Genomic DNA, 15,269 nt, shown 5'->3' with positions numbered 1-15,269 from the left:
CAGAAGAATATTTAGATGAAAATTATTTGCATTTAAACTAGTATCCTATTGCACTAAACTGGGGGGCATATGTAAAAGAGACACGGAAGAGGAGGCAATTAAATGTTTATATTTATTGGTTTTATTGTAATATTTATAACTCTTGTTAGTATTGAATCTCAATTAAGAAAATCGAACCAACATAATGAAGAAGTTATTAAATTGCTGAAGGAAATCAAAGAAAAGAAATAGGTAAAACTACTAAGCTGATGGGTGGAATATTCAACAAGCGAATATCAAACGAGACAAAATCTTTTTTATTCCGAAATTTTTATGGAATAATATGTTAAAATAAAGTAACAGGATCTTGTGCAGAGCAACAGGAATATTAAAAAGAAAATTTTAAAATAAATGGAGGAAGAAAATGAAAATTCTTTTAGAATCACTTCGTTTCACATTTATTTTTTTTATTCTTTTGACCATTGTTGGTGTAGTTAACTACCTTATACTTTCAAGCATTGGTATTAATGCGGAAAACTACGGTTGGATAGCAATAATCTATGTGTTTGTAATACTATATTTTCTTTATAAACATAAGGGTTGGAGTAGTGTATACAACCCAAAGATACTGTGGACATCTGTTGGTTTTATCGTTCTCTTATCTTTGTTGATTCCTGACTTGACTCCCGAACATTTACACACAACGATATATGCTTATTCGTTTGGTTTTCCTTTTCATATTTTTACTTTGTATATTGATAATGGGAGCAATTTCCTTTTATCAAATATCTTCTCAGGTGGAATTACCGGTTGGAATATGAGTATGGGCATTTTAGGTAATTTCATATTGTTCTATTTTTTCTTTCGTTTTATATTACTTGAATTTACAAACAATGCTGCAAATGAAGTGAGATAAGACAACAGCGGCTAAACACCAAACTGTTTTAAATGATGATCAAGATGCTTGAAAATTCCTTTCCCCCATTGTTCAGAAGTTAGTTTCCCGAAAAAGGGATGTGGGTGATTTGTACATTTTTTAGGTCCATTTTTTTGGAATGTTGTAATCTTTTGTTTTAGAATTTCTTTTTCAGTATCAAAGTTCCTCTCATCTGCAATTAAAATGGTTGGAATTGTAGACATATTCACAGGTAGGGGCTTGTCATTGAAGAAAATTGGTTTTGCCATTCTTCCTACCAATATACCTAACAATCCTCTTGGAGGAAAAGCATTCCCCATAGCGATATCCTGAAAAGCAGAGCAGTGCGCTAACATTTGAGCAACATCCATTTCGCCCCATTTTGGTGGCGAATCTACTTCTAACCCGTCAATACGTTTTACTATTTCATTTGTATGTAATAGATCAAAAATATTGTTCATGCTAAATACTCAACTCCTTATTATTTATTATTCATCTATAAAATTCGATATTAATGTTATTTATCCTTCAGTATTAAATGAAAATCGTAAAAGAAGGATAATTGAAACTGTTATCACTGTTGGGTCGTAAATAAATATATAACTCTTTTAAGAGATTAAAAGAAAGGTTGGATGTAAATGAAAACTAACTTTGTTGCATTGTACTTAGCGTTTATCTGTGTAATTCTACTATGTAATTCGATGGTTTTTCTCAACGATGAACAAACAGTTTTGGCATTAGTTGGAGGAGTGTTTTCGATATTATTTCTTCTATCAGCAATCGGAACCTATAAAGATATGAAATCCTTTCTATGGTTAGGTATTATTTGTATTGCATCCTACACGCTGTATGCAATTGGAGCAGTCATTTGGGCATTATTTTCTCATTCATTATCTTTGTTACTAGTGTCTGTTGTAGTCATACTTACCTTAATAAATATCTATGTAGTTATTAAATTGATTAAACGAATAAATTATATTATTTAATGGGAAAGTGATGAGGTCACAACCAGTAGCACAGAACCCCCATCAATCACTTTTGTGTAAAGAGTTACTCACATAAAAACCCCCTAAGGAGTAACGGTTTGTCATCCTTAGAGGGCATGATATCGCTCAAAATTCAACTTTTACTTTAAGCAAATTTTCTTGTATCTGCTACTTCGTGATTCTTAGTCAAAATAGATAATGTTGCAGGCTTATTTTCTGCTGCTAATTGTTCGCCAGCTTCAATTGCTTTATCCTTTTTATCATATTCTTTGATAGGAGCGATATCTTCAACTTTGACATACCACGCGGTTGCGTCCTTATTTGGAGCTACAGTATAATTCTTCATAGAAATACTCCTTTCTTCTTGGATTGGTTGTCCGAGATCAGCCTCGGAATCAAATACTTTTGTTAAAATCTCGTGATCTTTCCAATTTAATATGTTGTCAGGGATTGTTCTATCAATTTTTTTGGAGAAATGAGATTTGAGTTGCTCCACTTCTTCCTTTTCCCCAACAAGATAGAGTTTTTTCCAATTCTTCTTTCCAGCTTTTTTCTCGATCTTTGTAACCAGGCTTTTGAACCAACGATCTCGGTTCGCTTCGACGCGATTATTGAACTCATCTTTTTTCTGTCCGCCGACTGTTAAGTCATCTCCCTGCGGCCCTTGATGTTCGCGCCAATCATCCGTATCGAGATCCAACATATAGTTAGTTTTATCGGTCAAGATCCCCATCTCCGTTTCAAGAACGGCTGCTTCGTCTTTTTGCAGTACGACAATTCCCATGTAAGGATAATTGCGTTCAAGTGATTCAAGTTGCTCGGTGACAGGGTATGTTTCCCAGAAGAATGCTGTTTCAACAGCTACCGGCATTTTTTCTACAAACCAGACCTCTTGATCGGCTGTTGCGAAAATCACCATGCTTCTTGAAAAATTACGTGCATGCGCATGGATTTCTTTTTCGACGGCTTGTTTGATAGATTGAATTTGTTGTAATTCATCATGATTCCCGCTGTTCTCGATGTATTCTTCTAGTTTATTGAACCCGTTTTTCAGCCGAATTTTCCATTCCCCATCATGTTGACTAGGTTGGCTGAGGTCCGTATTTAAGTAAAGAGATAAGACCTTCTTTGGTGCTTCGAATTTCATAGTCTTTAGTTCTTTCAATTTCTCGTTATACTGCATAATTCCTCTCCTTATATGTTGTAAGACTGAATGTTTACTGTTAGGCATGCTTGTTAACGATTTAAGTTGGCTTTTTTATTAGCCTTACTTAGTGCATTCCCACTTTCTTGATTTCAGTAAACATCTTTTCATTTTCTTGGGAAAATTAGTTCTTACTAACGTAGGTACTGGTTGTGAGGATCAGCCGTGGCAAAACCTACGTATGAAAAGCTTCGCTGATTTGGTTGAAGGCATCGTTTAAACTGAGTAAGATAATCTATTGGAAATGTTGTTATGCAACTAAAAGGTTACCTATGCTTGACATGCAACCTTTTAGTTGCATATAATCGACCTATGAATCAAGATAAAGATGCTATATATAAAGCCCTTAGTGATTCGACTCGGCGGTTAATGTTAGACGAGCTATCTGAACGTAACGAGCTAACTTTGTATGAACTTACGACGCGGCTGATTATGAAACACGACCTTACCATTTCACGGCAAGCAATAGCAAAACATCTTTCTGTATTGGAAGCTGCTGGTCTTGTCACATCAAAACGAAAGGGAAAATATCGAGTACTTATTTTTAATAAAGAGCCACTGAAGAATTTGGTGAAGGGTTGGGTAGAATAATTGAAAATGTGAGCGTTTTACTAATAAAAGGAGGTCATAAAATGTTGAAAATCATTATTACGAGTATTTTCGTAGAAGATCAAGACAAGGCATTAGCATTTTACACAGAATCGTTGGGATTCGTTAAAAAGCATGATGTACCTACCGGGGAACATAGATGGATCACGCTTGTTTCACCAGATGAACAAGCTGGGACAGAGCTTTTACTCGAACCGAATGAGCACCCTGCTGCAAAAGAGTATCAACAGAAGTTATTTGAGGAAGGCATACCCGTGACAATGTTTGGGGTGGCAGATATTCAAAAAGAATATAAACGATTAGTGGAAAAAGGCGTAGCGTTTACGATGGAGCCAACAGAAATGGGTGGAATCACCATCGCTGTCTTGGATGATACGTGCGGCAACCTGATCCAAATCATACAGCAATGATTGATGTGCGAAAGTAGAAAATGCCCGGTAAGTTTAAGTTGAGAGTCATGACAATTAAAATCAACCTAGAAATTAGGCGGTGTTTAAATGGATAGTCAAATGAAATTAGAATTTGAAAAATCAAAAACAGGTGATAAAGAGGAACGTTACGAAGCTTACCAAAACATCCTACATGCAACTGACCAAAAAGTTGATTGGGCGTATGAAGTGTGGGATCAACTAGTAGACGACTTAACACACAAAGATAACCACCAACGTTCTCGTGCAGCACAATATTTAGCCAATCTAGCTAAGAGCGATCCAGAGATGAGAATCATGAAAGATTTCCCTAAGTTGTGGGAGGTCACAAAAGATGAAAAATTTGTAACAGCAAGACATAGCCTTCAGTCGATATGGAAGGTTGGAATTGCTGGTACGCCCCAAAAAGAAATGCTTATGGAATATATGGTTGAACGTTTTGAAAATGGAACCGATGAAAAAAATTACACTTTGATCCGTAATGATATGCTCCAAAATATGAAGAATTTATATGACCATTATCATGAGGAGTCGATCAAACAAACGGCGATGGATTTGATTGACACGGTTGACGACATAAAGTATAAGAAAAAGTATCTGAATATATGGAAGTAGTTTAACTATTTCAAGATTAGACAGTTAGTAAACTACGCAACGTGGAGTAATATTCTAAACCATACTGGTTAAGCTATATTAAATGTACATTCAAGAATATAGGGGCTTGCCATATGAATAACGAAGAAAAAGAGCAAATCATAAATCTTATAGATAACAATGTAGATCAGATTCATGAATTGATTAAAATAAAGATAGAAATATGGCAACAACATGTCTTGTTTTCTAATTTATGGTGGCTTGGCGTAGCTCTATCCATAATACCTTGGGTTATTTGGATAAAAATCAGGAAAAAGGAAAGCACGGATCGACTACTGTACGCTGGACTTTTTGTAATGGTAATTTCTCTTGTACTTGACGTTCTGGGAGATCAACTTGGATTTTGGCATTACAGATTTAATGTAATCCCTATACTACCAACTTATGCACCGTGGGATATTACCTTAATGCCTGTTGCGGTGATGTGGCTAATACAGATTAAACCGAAATTTAGTCCAATTACAAAAGCCATTATATTTGCGTTAGTGACTTCATATCTAGCTGAACCTTTTTTTGAATGGTTAGGTATATATCATACATTAAATTGGAAATATAGTTATTCCGTTCCTATTCAAATATTTATCTACTTAAGTGCTCACTTTCTAAGTAAAAGAAGTGAATTTTCGTATTTAGTAAAGGAAACTAGCTTTAAAGGATAATAGGAGTTTAAGTTTGTCGTGTTTTATATTTTTTGGAAAAACGAAGAAGAGACGATTACTAAATAAGTAATCGTCTCTTCTTCTTAAATGACTTAAATACGAACTAACTATAAGAGAGGAGGCGAAGTACCCATGCAAAGTACTTCAGAGATGTTGCTGTGCAGGTGGATGGTGTTTAAGATTTAATAGAAAGATGCGCCAACTATAATTAATAAGATAAATAAGACAACGATTAAAACAAAGCTTGATCCATAGTTTGTCGGTTGTTCACAACCCATAAAAACACCACCTTTAACTTTTGCTAGGTTCATATATAGATTATGGTTTTCATGAATAATTAGATTGGACTTTAACACAAGAATTGAAATCATTTATGTCCATTTTTATTGCGATGTTTATGGGGACTTGGTTAGCAATGCACAGAAGCTCTTGCCGCATTACATGTGGATACGGACACCTTCTTATCTTATCTCAACAAAGCAAATGAGTTTGAAGGCTACGAGCAAGTTGGTTGGACAGATGATGCAGAACAAAACGAATACCAAATCATTGTCCCATTTCCAGAAGGCAATGTTACCTTAAACTGCACAAGGCAAGACGGGAGACTAGTAGAAATAGAGATTGTTATGCCATAGAAGCAATTAACAAAAGTAGAGGAGTGAGCCGAACTGCAGCTTACTCCTCTTGTTAGCGGGAAATTTAGTACATTAGAGCCCGAGCATTGGTAGATGCTTTCGATTATGATAAGTGAGTGCCAACGCAATACACTGTTTTAAATCCTCCGTTGGTATTTTATCATTTTCAGCAAATACAATCGCTCGATTACCCTCATATTTAAATAAATCCCGATAAACCTCTTTAAACGTGTTAACTAGCTTTGTGTTGCAATTAAAATACATGGCGTATTGATCTGGAGTTGACTGTTTCCAGCCTATCCGAATCGTACTTCCTATTTTTGTGATATAACTGGGCTCTCCCCATTTCATCGTTTCATCCACATGATCAATAGCTTCTATCTCAGTGGCTGTGTCCAGAATTAACTGGCGAAGGTACAATAGTTTCGACTGCATGTGTTTTGGATATTGTTCGAATACGGCTAAAACCTTGATATTTTCAATTGTAGTCAAATGGATCGCCCCTTTTATATCATTCTAAATGCAATACTGATTGTCTGGTTTAGCATGGAACTATTTTATTGCTTGTCCGTCATTTCGTTTCACTCTGAGGAGAATATATATGCGTATTTTCAAGGTGAAGATGAAAAAGTAATAAGGTAAGTTATAGCTAAAATAGAACAAGTGTTCCTATTTATGCGATTCTATGATATGATCTACTAAGATAATGTTCTTTAGGAGAGGTCGGCTAGCCCCGTTGAAAGGGGGTGATGCCTATGAGTATCTATGAGAGTCTTATGGTCCTTTGGGCTTTTGGAACTTTCATAACTGCGTTGCTCGCGTTAATCATCTCGATGATTAATAGAAAATAGACCTCCCTATTTGCCCGAAAAGTAACTAGGTGAGGTCTATCCATTTTAACTAGCTGATCCTCTGGGAGAACCGCTTATCTAAAAGGCCACAGTTACAGCTGTGACCTTTATTAACTTATTCCAATTCTGAGTTAATTATACCATAGATAGAACGGATGAAAAAGTGGAAGAGAGCCATAGGGGCAGGTACCATGTCCCCTCAAATCAAAAACTCCCGCAAAGCCACAATAGGGACAGTAAATCTGTGGTCGCAATCGCAAGTTTTATTGGATTTTTGCCATTATTAGATTTTCTTTCATTTTTTCTGCCGAAAGATTAGAGTTAAGGTTGATTATACGTTAGGTAAACGCTACATTTAAAAATGGGTGATAATGATGTATAAAGGTAAAAGAATTTTAATTATTGAAGACGATCAAGAGATTAGTATGTTGCTAAGTCTAATTATGACAAAATCACAGTTGGAATCAGTTGCTGCATATTCCGGTACAGAAGGTTTGTTGCAGCTTCAAAACAATAGCTTTGATTTAATTTTATTAGATTTAATGCTCCCGGGGAAAAGCGGGGAGGAACTAATAAGGGAAATTAGAGACAATAGCTCCATTCCAATCATCGTCATTTCAGCAAAAAGCGATATGAAGAACAAAGTGCACGTTTTGCAAATGGGGGCGGACGATTACATAACGAAACCATTTCATCAGGAAGAAGTGATAGCACGAGTGGAAGTTCAATTACGAAAATCAAGCTTTCACCGTACAGAGCCGACTGAAATAAGATGGCGAGGACTTATAAACAATATGGACAAACGGTTTGTAACGATAAACGGGATAGAGCTGCAGCTAACGAATGCTGAGTTTGATATTTTAACATTTTTTATGGACAATCCCGAACGTGCACTTTCTAAAAAAGAGATTTACGAAAGCATTTGGAAAGGAACTTATTATGGTGACGATAATACGATCAGTGTCCACGTCTCCAATCTTCGCAAGAAAATTTCCGACATTACAACGGAAGATTATATTAAAACTATTTGGGGAGTAGGTTTCAAACTTCTGTAACTTCTTTATGAATTCTTTATGTTTTGCTTAAAGGATTTTAAAGACTTCTAAGCTAAACTGAGAGTAACAAGAAATTTAGTGAAGGAGTCAAAAAGATGGATACCATTATAAAGACGTATCAATTAACGAAAAAATTTAAAGAAGAAGAGGTCATTAAACCGCTTGATTTCTCATTGAGAAAAGGAGAAATATGCGCGCTGATAGGCAAGAATGGTGCAGGGAAATCAACGTTTTTAAAACTTCTTGCAGGACAACTAATGCCGACTACTGGGGAAATTCAGTTATTTGGCAAATCCGGTAAAGAGATCGACCACGCGAAAAAAAGAATGGGCTTTATGATAGAAGCACCTACATTTTTCCCGGATTTTAACGCCATTCAAAATCTAGAATATTTTCGTATTCAACGCGGAGTTGTTGACAAGAAACGCATGTATGAAGTCCTGGAGATTGTAGGACTGGCTACAGAAAAGAAAAAACGATTTAAAGATTATTCGATGGGGATGAAGCAGCGATTAGGCATCGCCCTTTGTCTCTTAAGTAGCCCCGATTGCTTAGTGCTTGATGAGCCTATCAATGGTTTGGATGTCGAGGGCATTATGGAAATCCGCAAACTATTGATGAAACTAAATCAAGAAAATCAAATAACAATATTAATTTCGAGTCATATTTTAACAGAATTAAAATTGCTAGCTACACGTTTTGTATTTATTAAAAATGGCGTGGTTGTAGATGATTTAAGTAGAGAGTCTCTAGAAGAGAAGAGTAGGAAACAAATTGTAATTACAGTTGATGATGCAGCAAAAGCAGCGCGATGTTTGGAACAGGCATATGCAGATATTCAGTTTAAAGTTCTTCCTAATCAAGCAATCATTATCCAAAATCATATCGATAGCGGTGGAGATATCAATCGTATCTTAGTTGATCATGGCGTGGTGGTGAAGGAGTTCCGCATAGAAGCTCTGAATTTAGAAGAATACTTCTTAGGATTAGTGGAGGAGAATAAAAATGATTAATTATGTAAAAAGCGAACATTACCGTCTACTGCGTAAAAAAGGCCTTTATTTTACAAGTTTAGCATGTTTTTTGCTGATCGCCGCTGCTGCTTTTCTCCTTTATTACTTTGGAGAGACGGAACCGAATTTCCCGTACAGTACGAGTAAATTTTTCTACTCAAATGTAATTAGTGGTGGTGCATTCATCATAATCGTAGGATTTATCTTTAATTTCGCCCTCACAGGTAAAGATATGTCACTAATTAAACAATCTGTTTCTTTCGGCATTTCTCGAAATGTTATCTTCTGGTCTAAGCTAATCCTGACTTTCAGTTACTTTCTGCTCACCTGTGTCGTTGGGATTGTTTTTATGATTGTGTTGGGAGAGAATCTGCTAAACAGTGATCATCAGTCTGTTAGTAATTATCTTATAGCGTGTGCAAATATGGCTCCACTTGTCCTTAGTGGATTCTTTCTTACTCATACGTTAAAAATGATGAAAGTTGGAGACGTTTATGTCATTATCCTGCTGTTATTTATTTATGGATTCTCAAGTAACTTGCTACGGCTTTTATTCCGTCCATTTACAGGCTTAAGCGAGTTATACAAATATGCACCTAGCACCATGTTAAATGATAATTTAATGAATTTTATAGAAAATGATATAGTCCAATTTGATTATAAATTTTTGGTTGCGGGCATCGTGATTTCATTACTTGCTTTGTTGCTTGGCGCAAATAGGTTCTCAAATCAAAATATCGATTAATGGGAAGGATGAATGAAATTGGATAGCTGGTTGATGATCATAATCTTAGGTTTCCTACTGATTGTTGTGGTCTCGATGCTTCTGTTGCTCCATTGGGATGTTAGAAGGATGACAAAACAATTAGAGGAAATCAGTAAAAATTTCGGGACAAATGAATTAGTTCGTACACATACACATAATAAAAGCTTGGCCCGATTCGCTACGAAAATCAATCAGCTCATTCAATTGTTCAAGCAGAATCAGCAGTCCATCGAAAAAAGAGAAATGGAACTAAAGCAAGAAATCACAAATATCTCCCATGATTTACGAACACCATTAACATCAATCAAAGGATTCTCAGCGCTTTTAACAGACCCATCTATTTCTGAAGCAGAAAGAGAAGAGTTTTTAGCTATTATTCAAAAGAAGATTGATCATCTTACCATGATCGTTGATTTATTTTATGAACTCACGCAGCTTGATTCCTCGGACAAGAAATTAATCATGGAAAAGCAGTCGCTCGGTCAAATTGTCGTGGAAACGATGCTGATGTTCTATGATGACTTCGAGAAAAGAGAATTAAAGGTGGAGTTGAATGAAGGGCCTGTATCACCTGTTCTTGCAGATAATAAAGCAATCGTTCGAATTATAACAAATATTATTCAGAATGCCTTAACATATGCCAAAAGTTATTTGGAGATTAGCTTTGTGGAGGAAGCCAACTATGTTTGGTTAAGGGCAGTAAATGATGTGGACAAGATTAACGTTGCGGAACTGCAACAGATTTTTAATAGAACATTTAGGTTGGATCCTAGTCGAACTGGTACCCAGCTTGGATTGGGGCTTCATATTGTTCAACAAATTGTAGACAAACATGGAGGAAAAGCAGTTGCTAATGTCCGTGAAAATGAATTTATACTTGAAATCTCATTTAGAAAATGGGATTGAATTGGAAGAGATCCATGTGGACAGGTACCTTGTCCCACTAAAACCACAATGGGGACAGTAAATCTATCCCCATTGACCATTAAAATCTATCTAACTGGTACCGTCACCTCAGCATCCGACTGTCCGCTATCCTTCATCGCAATATGCGTCAATCCAATCGCCAGAACTGCAAAAAGAATATACACAATAGCCATACTAACCCCACCAACTGCATGACCAACAATTATTCCTAACGCTCCGAACATTTTTCCGATTTGAAATACAAAACCGTTGAAAGCCATATAAGCGCCGCGATGGCGATCATCCACAATGTCTGCAAGTTTCGCCTGACGTGTAGGCACATATAACAGTTCGCCAATCGACAAAATCACAACGGCAACGATCAGGCTCGGCAGGTTGTTGGAAAAAGCTAACCAGGCGTAGCCTAAAGCAAACAAGATAAATCCAACATACATAATTCGCTGGCCATCACGATTTTGCACCCATTTCGACACAACAGCTGTAAACAGCACAATCATAATCGTATTTTCAACCGTCAGCAAGCTAAGCAGTCTAACGCCATCAATTGATGTTTGGAAGAAATCAAACATCTGGAACGTTAGTGGCTGGAACTCCTCTTTCAAACGAACGGAGATATAGTTATTTCGCTGAAATTCGATGGATAAAATAGCGATTCCACCAAGCGTGAACAGCAAAAACCGAACATCTTTGATTACGGTGCGATAGCTTGCTAGAATTGGCTTCAATCCATATGAGCGTGTCACTGTCTTCGTCGGTGTATAGCACTCTTCAATAAGTGCAATTGTCATCCACAAGGTGACCACCGACATCACAATTAGTGCCAGAAAAAGCTGGAATAGGTACGATTCATAAAACCAACCACCAATAATTAGACCAAGCATTAGCGACATATTAACAGCCCAATAGTTAATCGCGTACATAAAGCTGCGTGTTTCCTTCGTACTAACATCAATTAACATTGCCTCTGCTGCTGGATTTTCAAAACCACTAGCGATGTTAATCAGAATCATCATCATAAACGTTATCCATGCAGATGTACCAAGTGGTGAATTTGCTAGTGCCATGCCAACGAATCCGGCAAATTTCATCCAACCACTAAGCACTAACATGAATTTCCGACCTTGAACGTCAGCTAAATAACCACCATATAAACTGGCGATAAATTGAACAACGACACTCGCAATTAAAAATATACTTGCCCATGAAGCGTTGATTGTAGTTGTAAAGTAAATCGCCATAAACGGGAAAATCATCGATCCCGTGATCCGACTCATAAACGATGTAATAATTCTTATTTTTATATTTCGATGTAACGTTTTAAACATAATATTCCCCCCTGGAGTTTATTTTGCTCTATAAAAAGGGGGTTAAAAAGGGTATGATTGAGTTAAAAATGTCCCCTTTTAGGAGAGAAATCAATGGATATGACATATATGACAATGCGGGCCTATTTGTATCCGCGTGAACAGCAGCAAACCGTGTCATTTAAACAGCACGAACTTGAGCAAGTATGGTTTTGTACGAGTAAAAACGTCAAACGTCTACTGAAAAAATACCAAGAAAGTGGATTGTTTGTATATGAACCAGGAAGAGGGAGGGGCAATGCCTCTAAACTTCATTTCGGTGATTCTTTTCATGAAGAAGTGACTACATATGTGAATACTTTGATTCAAAAAGACCAAATGGAGCAAGTGATCAAGCTGTTGCAGTTGAACATCCCGAAGCAATGGGTAACCGAATTGTCGGGAGAAATTCAAACGTTATTTGGTTTTCATAATAACCAAAAAAAGGGGGATGTGCTCCGCTCGATTGTTGCGAGAGAACTAACGACGTTGGATCCGTTATATACATCGGTGACATTAGAAAGCTATTTGATTCACCAGCTTAGTGATACGTTAGTCCTGTATGATCAAATAGCTGACAAAATCAAACCACACCTGGCTCACCACTGGGTCGTGAGCGATGACTACGCGGAGTGGACGTTTTATTTACGAAAAGGTGTGAAATTTCATCATCAAGTCGAGTTGACGGGTTTGGATGTTGTGCACACGTTCACACGGTTCCAATTTTCGAATAGTCCACTGAGTTGGCTCGTGAATGATATTGTAGCTGTTGAAGCAATATCGGATTATACTGTTCGCTTTATGCTAGCGAAGCCAAATCCTTTTTTTCTGCGGTACTTAACGACGTATAGCCTCGGAATTTTGCCGAGAGATATCCCGTTTGATGAATATAAATGGATTGGTACCGGGCCGTTTCAATTGAAAGAGCGCACCGACCGGAAGCTATCATTGGCGGCGTTTAACGATTATTTTTTAGACAGGCCGTTATTAGATGAAGTTGAATTTTGGAAAATACCAGAAGGCTCTTTGCCTGCCGCGACCTTTCAAATTGAAGGAAGAGAAACGAGTGCGGAAGTTCATGAATACGAAGAGATTGAAGTAGGATTTAGAATGCTGGCTTTTAACTTCCACCGGCCAACAGCTGTACAAGATCCGAGCTTCAGACAAGCGATATACCACCTTGTCGATGTTGAAAAAATGTTTAAGGAATTAGGTAGGGACAAGCCGATTGCTGCATCCAGCTACTTTCATTGGATATCGGAAAAACAAGAAAAACAATCCGGTGTGATAAAACAATTACTAGAGCAGTCTGCATATCGCGGAGAAGCGATCCAATTATATTCCTTGGATTATGAAAAAGCGATAGACGAGGCCAAGTGGATCGTACGTGAAGGGAGAAAATACGGCATTCAGTTTGTCCACAATACTATGTCAATCGAAGCAATGTATGACGATCATTTGGAGCAGCAAGTCGACCTTATTTTGTTCGGAGAAGTGGCTTCGAATGATTACCAGCTATCGTTTCTAGAATCATTTAATAATAAGGCACTAATGTTTCGCAGACTGTTTGATGCGGAGCATTTGGCATGGATTGATCGGCAGCTGGAAGAGTTTAAGTGGGCAGAAAGTTCAGCAACTCGTATCGATATTATCAAAGCAATCGAGGCATATATCCGATCCAACCAGTTGCTTTTATACTTGTTTCATCCGATTAAAAGAAGAACGTTTCACCCGATGATCAAAAGTGTTCATTTTGAGGCGTATGGACAAATAAACCTTCGGAAGTTGTGGATACCGGTGGAGGAATAAGATTTTTTTAAAAAGTATGTAATAAAGCTCACCTCCAGTAATCTTGTTATACAAAAAAGTAACCGTCCCCCATGATAAGTGGTGTAGGACGGTTACTTTTTGTATTTGGCTTATAAGCTTAGCATTTTTCCTGAGGTACAATTGCTGCCCCTACAATAATTAATAAGATGAACAACACTACAATAATTGCGAATCCATTCCCTTGCTGAACTGGAGCGCAATATCCATGAGAATAAGCAGGTGCTGTCTGATAAGGTGCATTATTTACATTTGCTCCCATTGTATATGGAGAATTTTCGTAGTTATACATGTTTATCTTCCTTTCTTGTGAGTAGTTTGTTTACTATACAGTATACTCACCTAGTTTCATACATGAGCCCGTCAACATCGAAAATGGGTGTGTGTCCAGTATGAAAGGAAGTCTCTTTTGAGAGGAAAAGTAACATGCAAGTTACATTTCTCCAATATATATCTTTCTATTTAACCATTGGGGGTTCATCAAGATATTTGTGTTTGATAAGTAAATTGCCAGTGTCTTCAGCATACAACAGCGTTTCCCCCATCATTTTTAAAAACATTGTACCAATATCTTTTCGTAATGTTGCAGAAGCGGACACGCCATACCTTCCCCCCATTGCACCAACTATTAGTGACGATTTGAACAGTGCTAATCGTTCAGAGAAAGGAGCTTCATCGGTTTGAATTTCGGATTCCCAAGTAGGAAACTGAGGTAAATCTTCTTTTTCGAGCATATTTTGAATTGATTCTAATTGTTTAGAGCATAATTTAACCCCTCGTTCAAAATGTTCTCTAATCTCAAGTGTTTTTGTTTGGCCAAAAGAACGAAACAATTCACGTAACACTTCTGTTGAATAATAATTAGTAGTAAGTTGTTGGACTTCAGGAGTGCTTAAAGGGCGGTTCTTTCCAAATATTTTCCCGAAAAAATCTTGGTTGTGAATTTTTTCTATTACTTTAGTTCGAGGAATATGTATGATCGGTTGATGCATACCATTACCAATAAAAAGTTCAATACATTGATCAACCAGTTCTGCTGTATCGGACAGCAGTTTTTTATAGAAAGTACGAATCTTAGCATTAATTGATGTTGAGAGAGAAAGTGAATATAAATTTAAGGCAGCTTGCCCCAAGCTATACTTTAGTATAATCACAAATTGATCGGAATAGTATTTTGAATCACGAAGCAATATATCTTCTTCTGTGAATGCCTCTGGAAGTGCTCTGTTGTCACTTTTTAAAAAGGATTCTGCTCCTTTAACCTCTTCGTTTGCTATCTTAAGTCCAAATTTAAGCATTTTCTTGACACCAGGATTTTCTGCTTTCTTTAATAAATCCGCAGTAATCACTGATGCCATTGTATTTGTCATATAAGATGTCAGTAGATTTTGAACCTCAGATGCAGTCAAATCCATAA

General features: G+C 36.9%; 21 protein-coding genes. 14 read left to right on the top strand and 7 right to left on the bottom strand.

Going from position 1 to position 15,269, the window contains the following annotated elements; all coding sequences use genetic code 11:
* The first annotated feature begins 102 nt into the window (after window positions 1-102).
* Both ACI6MV_RS22260 and ACI6MV_RS22255 read left to right on the top strand, forming a co-directional pair.
* The gene (locus ACI6MV_RS22260; RefSeq protein ID WP_407272531.1) at window positions 103-231 is read left to right on the top strand and encodes a hypothetical protein; all 129 of its coding nucleotides are present in this window, start codon (window positions 103-105) and stop codon (window positions 229-231) included.
* A gap of 172 nt (window positions 232-403) precedes the next feature.
* Window positions 404-895, top strand: coding sequence for a hypothetical protein (locus tag ACI6MV_RS22255; RefSeq protein WP_407272530.1), 492 nt, complete (start codon window positions 404-406; stop codon window positions 893-895).
* Between the two features lie 11 nt (window positions 896-906).
* On the opposite strand, the gene ACI6MV_RS22250 is transcribed toward ACI6MV_RS22255, so the two are convergent.
* Window positions 907-1,356, bottom strand: coding sequence for a DUF1569 domain-containing protein (locus ACI6MV_RS22250; RefSeq protein ID WP_407272529.1), 450 nt, complete (start codon window positions 1,354-1,356; stop codon window positions 907-909).
* A gap of 177 nt (window positions 1,357-1,533) precedes the next feature.
* Between ACI6MV_RS22250 and ACI6MV_RS22245 the strand changes: the two genes are divergently transcribed.
* A complete protein-coding gene (locus ACI6MV_RS22245; protein WP_407272528.1) occupies window positions 1,534-1,881 on the top strand; it encodes a hypothetical protein in 348 nt (115 codons plus the stop codon).
* 145 nt (window positions 1,882-2,026) lie between these two features.
* Here the strand turns inward: ACI6MV_RS22245 and ACI6MV_RS22240 are convergent, their stop codons facing one another.
* The gene (locus ACI6MV_RS22240; protein ID WP_407272527.1) at window positions 2,027-3,064 is read right to left on the bottom strand and encodes a VLRF1 family aeRF1-type release factor; all 1,038 of its coding nucleotides are present in this window, start codon (window positions 3,062-3,064) and stop codon (window positions 2,027-2,029) included.
* A gap of 333 nt (window positions 3,065-3,397) precedes the next feature.
* Here ACI6MV_RS22240 and ACI6MV_RS22235 point away from each other — a divergent pair, with 333 nt between their 5' ends.
* From ACI6MV_RS22235 to ACI6MV_RS22220, 4 genes are all read left to right on the top strand, one after another.
* Window positions 3,398-3,676, top strand: coding sequence for an ArsR/SmtB family transcription factor (locus ACI6MV_RS22235; protein ID WP_407272533.1), 279 nt, complete (start codon window positions 3,398-3,400; stop codon window positions 3,674-3,676).
* 44 nt (window positions 3,677-3,720) lie between these two features.
* On the top strand, window positions 3,721-4,104 hold the full coding sequence (locus tag ACI6MV_RS22230) for a VOC family protein (protein WP_407272532.1): 384 nt from the start codon (window positions 3,721-3,723) through the stop codon (window positions 4,102-4,104).
* An 87-nt stretch (window positions 4,105-4,191) separates the two neighbouring features.
* Entirely contained in the window at window positions 4,192-4,737 is a 546-nt protein-coding gene (locus ACI6MV_RS22225; protein WP_407272526.1) for a hypothetical protein, read from the top strand.
* A 113-nt stretch (window positions 4,738-4,850) separates the two neighbouring features.
* Window positions 4,851-5,435, top strand: coding sequence for a CBO0543 family protein (locus ACI6MV_RS22220; RefSeq protein WP_407272525.1), 585 nt, complete (start codon window positions 4,851-4,853; stop codon window positions 5,433-5,435).
* A gap of 182 nt (window positions 5,436-5,617) precedes the next feature.
* Here the strand turns inward: ACI6MV_RS22220 and ACI6MV_RS22215 are convergent, their stop codons facing one another.
* Window positions 5,618-5,713 (bottom strand): YjcZ family sporulation protein, encoded by a 96-nt coding sequence (locus tag ACI6MV_RS22215; RefSeq protein ID WP_407272524.1) that lies wholly within the window; start codon window positions 5,711-5,713, stop codon window positions 5,618-5,620.
* A 165-nt stretch (window positions 5,714-5,878) separates the two neighbouring features.
* On the opposite strand from ACI6MV_RS22215, the gene ACI6MV_RS22210 reads away from it, so the two are divergent.
* Window positions 5,879-6,070 (top strand): hypothetical protein, encoded by a 192-nt coding sequence (locus tag ACI6MV_RS22210; protein WP_407272523.1) that lies wholly within the window; start codon window positions 5,879-5,881, stop codon window positions 6,068-6,070.
* Between the two features lie 72 nt (window positions 6,071-6,142).
* On the opposite strand, the gene ACI6MV_RS22205 is transcribed toward ACI6MV_RS22210, so the two are convergent.
* Window positions 6,143-6,562 carry a DUF1801 domain-containing protein gene (locus ACI6MV_RS22205; RefSeq protein ID WP_407272522.1) on the bottom strand — a complete coding sequence of 140 codons (420 nt, stop codon included), beginning with the start codon at window positions 6,560-6,562 and terminating at the stop codon, window positions 6,143-6,145.
* A 263-nt stretch (window positions 6,563-6,825) separates the two neighbouring features.
* Here ACI6MV_RS22205 and ACI6MV_RS22200 point away from each other — a divergent pair, with 263 nt between their 5' ends.
* The 5 genes from ACI6MV_RS22200 (at window position 6,826) to ACI6MV_RS22180 (ending at window position 10,661) form a co-directional block, all read left to right on the top strand.
* Complete coding sequence (locus ACI6MV_RS22200) at window positions 6,826-6,921, top strand: putative holin-like toxin (protein WP_407272521.1); 96 nt, start codon at window positions 6,826-6,828, stop codon at window positions 6,919-6,921.
* Between the two features lie 374 nt (window positions 6,922-7,295).
* Window positions 7,296-7,976: a response regulator transcription factor gene (locus ACI6MV_RS22195; protein WP_407272520.1), complete on the top strand. Its 681-nt coding sequence runs from the start codon at window positions 7,296-7,298 to the stop codon at window positions 7,974-7,976.
* A 95-nt stretch (window positions 7,977-8,071) separates the two neighbouring features.
* Window positions 8,072-8,989 carry an ATP-binding cassette domain-containing protein gene (locus tag ACI6MV_RS22190; protein ID WP_407272519.1) on the top strand — a complete coding sequence of 306 codons (918 nt, stop codon included), beginning with the start codon at window positions 8,072-8,074 and terminating at the stop codon, window positions 8,987-8,989.
* A complete protein-coding gene (locus ACI6MV_RS22185) occupies window positions 8,982-9,734 on the top strand; it encodes an ABC transporter permease (protein WP_407272518.1) in 753 nt (250 codons plus the stop codon). The genes ACI6MV_RS22190 and ACI6MV_RS22185 overlap by 8 nt, the downstream gene beginning before the upstream one ends.
* Window positions 9,735-9,842: 108 nt before the next feature.
* Window positions 9,843-10,661, top strand: coding sequence for a sensor histidine kinase (locus ACI6MV_RS22180; protein WP_407272517.1), 819 nt, complete (start codon window positions 9,843-9,845; stop codon window positions 10,659-10,661).
* An 86-nt stretch (window positions 10,662-10,747) separates the two neighbouring features.
* On the opposite strand, the gene ACI6MV_RS22175 is transcribed toward ACI6MV_RS22180, so the two are convergent.
* A complete protein-coding gene (locus tag ACI6MV_RS22175) occupies window positions 10,748-12,007 on the bottom strand; it encodes an MDR family MFS transporter (RefSeq protein ID WP_407272516.1) in 1,260 nt (419 codons plus the stop codon).
* Between the two features lie 93 nt (window positions 12,008-12,100).
* Here ACI6MV_RS22175 and ACI6MV_RS22170 point away from each other — a divergent pair, with 93 nt between their 5' ends.
* Window positions 12,101-13,834, top strand: coding sequence for an ABC transporter substrate-binding protein (locus tag ACI6MV_RS22170; protein WP_407272515.1), 1,734 nt, complete (start codon window positions 12,101-12,103; stop codon window positions 13,832-13,834).
* Window positions 13,835-13,952: 118 nt separating this feature from the next.
* On the opposite strand, the gene ACI6MV_RS22165 is transcribed toward ACI6MV_RS22170, so the two are convergent.
* Together ACI6MV_RS22165 and ACI6MV_RS22160 are read right to left on the bottom strand one after the other, a co-directional pair.
* Window positions 13,953-14,144, bottom strand: a complete 192-nt coding sequence (locus tag ACI6MV_RS22165; RefSeq protein WP_407272514.1) for a YjcZ family sporulation protein — start codon at window positions 14,142-14,144, stop codon at window positions 13,953-13,955.
* Between the two features lie 166 nt (window positions 14,145-14,310).
* Window positions 14,311-15,267 (bottom strand): DUF3231 family protein, encoded by a 957-nt coding sequence (locus ACI6MV_RS22160; protein WP_407272513.1) that lies wholly within the window; start codon window positions 15,265-15,267, stop codon window positions 14,311-14,313.
* Window positions 15,268-15,269: the final 2 nt, after the last annotated feature.

The organism is Radiobacillus sp. PE A8.2, from assembly GCF_045635475.1.
In the GTDB taxonomy this organism is placed as follows: Bacteria; Bacillota; Bacilli; order Bacillales; family Amphibacillaceae; genus JBJGXI01.
Note: the sequence above shows the minus strand (reverse complement) of the source record. Positions and strands in the feature narration are given on the sequence as shown.

What these genes read in the sequence shown, in the direction of transcription:
- ACI6MV_RS22260 (WP_407272531.1), top strand. Translation starts at nt 103, where the DNA reads ATGTTTATATTTATTGGTTTTATTGTAATATTTATAACTCTTGTTAGT.
- ACI6MV_RS22255 (WP_407272530.1), top strand. Translation starts at nt 404, where the DNA reads ATGAAAATTCTTTTAGAATCACTTCGTTTCACATTTATTTTTTTTATT.
- ACI6MV_RS22250 (WP_407272529.1), bottom strand. Translation starts at nt 1,356, where the DNA reads ATGAACAATATTTTTGATCTATTACATACAAATGAAATAGTAAAACGT.
- ACI6MV_RS22245 (WP_407272528.1), top strand. Translation starts at nt 1,534, where the DNA reads ATGAAAACTAACTTTGTTGCATTGTACTTAGCGTTTATCTGTGTAATT.
- ACI6MV_RS22240 (WP_407272527.1), bottom strand. Translation starts at nt 3,064, where the DNA reads ATGCAGTATAACGAGAAATTGAAAGAACTAAAGACTATGAAATTCGAA.
- ACI6MV_RS22235 (WP_407272533.1), top strand. Translation starts at nt 3,398, where the DNA reads ATGAATCAAGATAAAGATGCTATATATAAAGCCCTTAGTGATTCGACT.
- ACI6MV_RS22225 (WP_407272526.1), top strand. Translation starts at nt 4,192, where the DNA reads ATGGATAGTCAAATGAAATTAGAATTTGAAAAATCAAAAACAGGTGAT.
- ACI6MV_RS22220 (WP_407272525.1), top strand. Translation starts at nt 4,851, where the DNA reads ATGAATAACGAAGAAAAAGAGCAAATCATAAATCTTATAGATAACAAT.
- ACI6MV_RS22215 (WP_407272524.1), bottom strand. Translation starts at nt 5,713, where the DNA reads ATGGGTTGTGAACAACCGACAAACTATGGATCAAGCTTTGTTTTAATC.
- ACI6MV_RS22200 (WP_407272521.1), top strand. Translation starts at nt 6,826, where the DNA reads ATGAGTATCTATGAGAGTCTTATGGTCCTTTGGGCTTTTGGAACTTTC.
- ACI6MV_RS22195 (WP_407272520.1), top strand. Translation starts at nt 7,296, where the DNA reads ATGTATAAAGGTAAAAGAATTTTAATTATTGAAGACGATCAAGAGATT.
- ACI6MV_RS22190 (WP_407272519.1), top strand. Translation starts at nt 8,072, where the DNA reads ATGGATACCATTATAAAGACGTATCAATTAACGAAAAAATTTAAAGAA.
- ACI6MV_RS22185 (WP_407272518.1), top strand. Translation starts at nt 8,982, where the DNA reads ATGATTAATTATGTAAAAAGCGAACATTACCGTCTACTGCGTAAAAAA.
- ACI6MV_RS22180 (WP_407272517.1), top strand. Translation starts at nt 9,843, where the DNA reads ATGACAAAACAATTAGAGGAAATCAGTAAAAATTTCGGGACAAATGAA.
- ACI6MV_RS22175 (WP_407272516.1), bottom strand. Translation starts at nt 12,007, where the DNA reads ATGTTTAAAACGTTACATCGAAATATAAAAATAAGAATTATTACATCG.
- ACI6MV_RS22170 (WP_407272515.1), top strand. Translation starts at nt 12,101, where the DNA reads ATGGATATGACATATATGACAATGCGGGCCTATTTGTATCCGCGTGAA.
- ACI6MV_RS22165 (WP_407272514.1), bottom strand. Translation starts at nt 14,144, where the DNA reads ATGTATAACTACGAAAATTCTCCATATACAATGGGAGCAAATGTAAAT.
- ACI6MV_RS22160 (WP_407272513.1), bottom strand. Translation starts at nt 15,267, where the DNA reads ATGGATTTGACTGCATCTGAGGTTCAAAATCTACTGACATCTTATATG.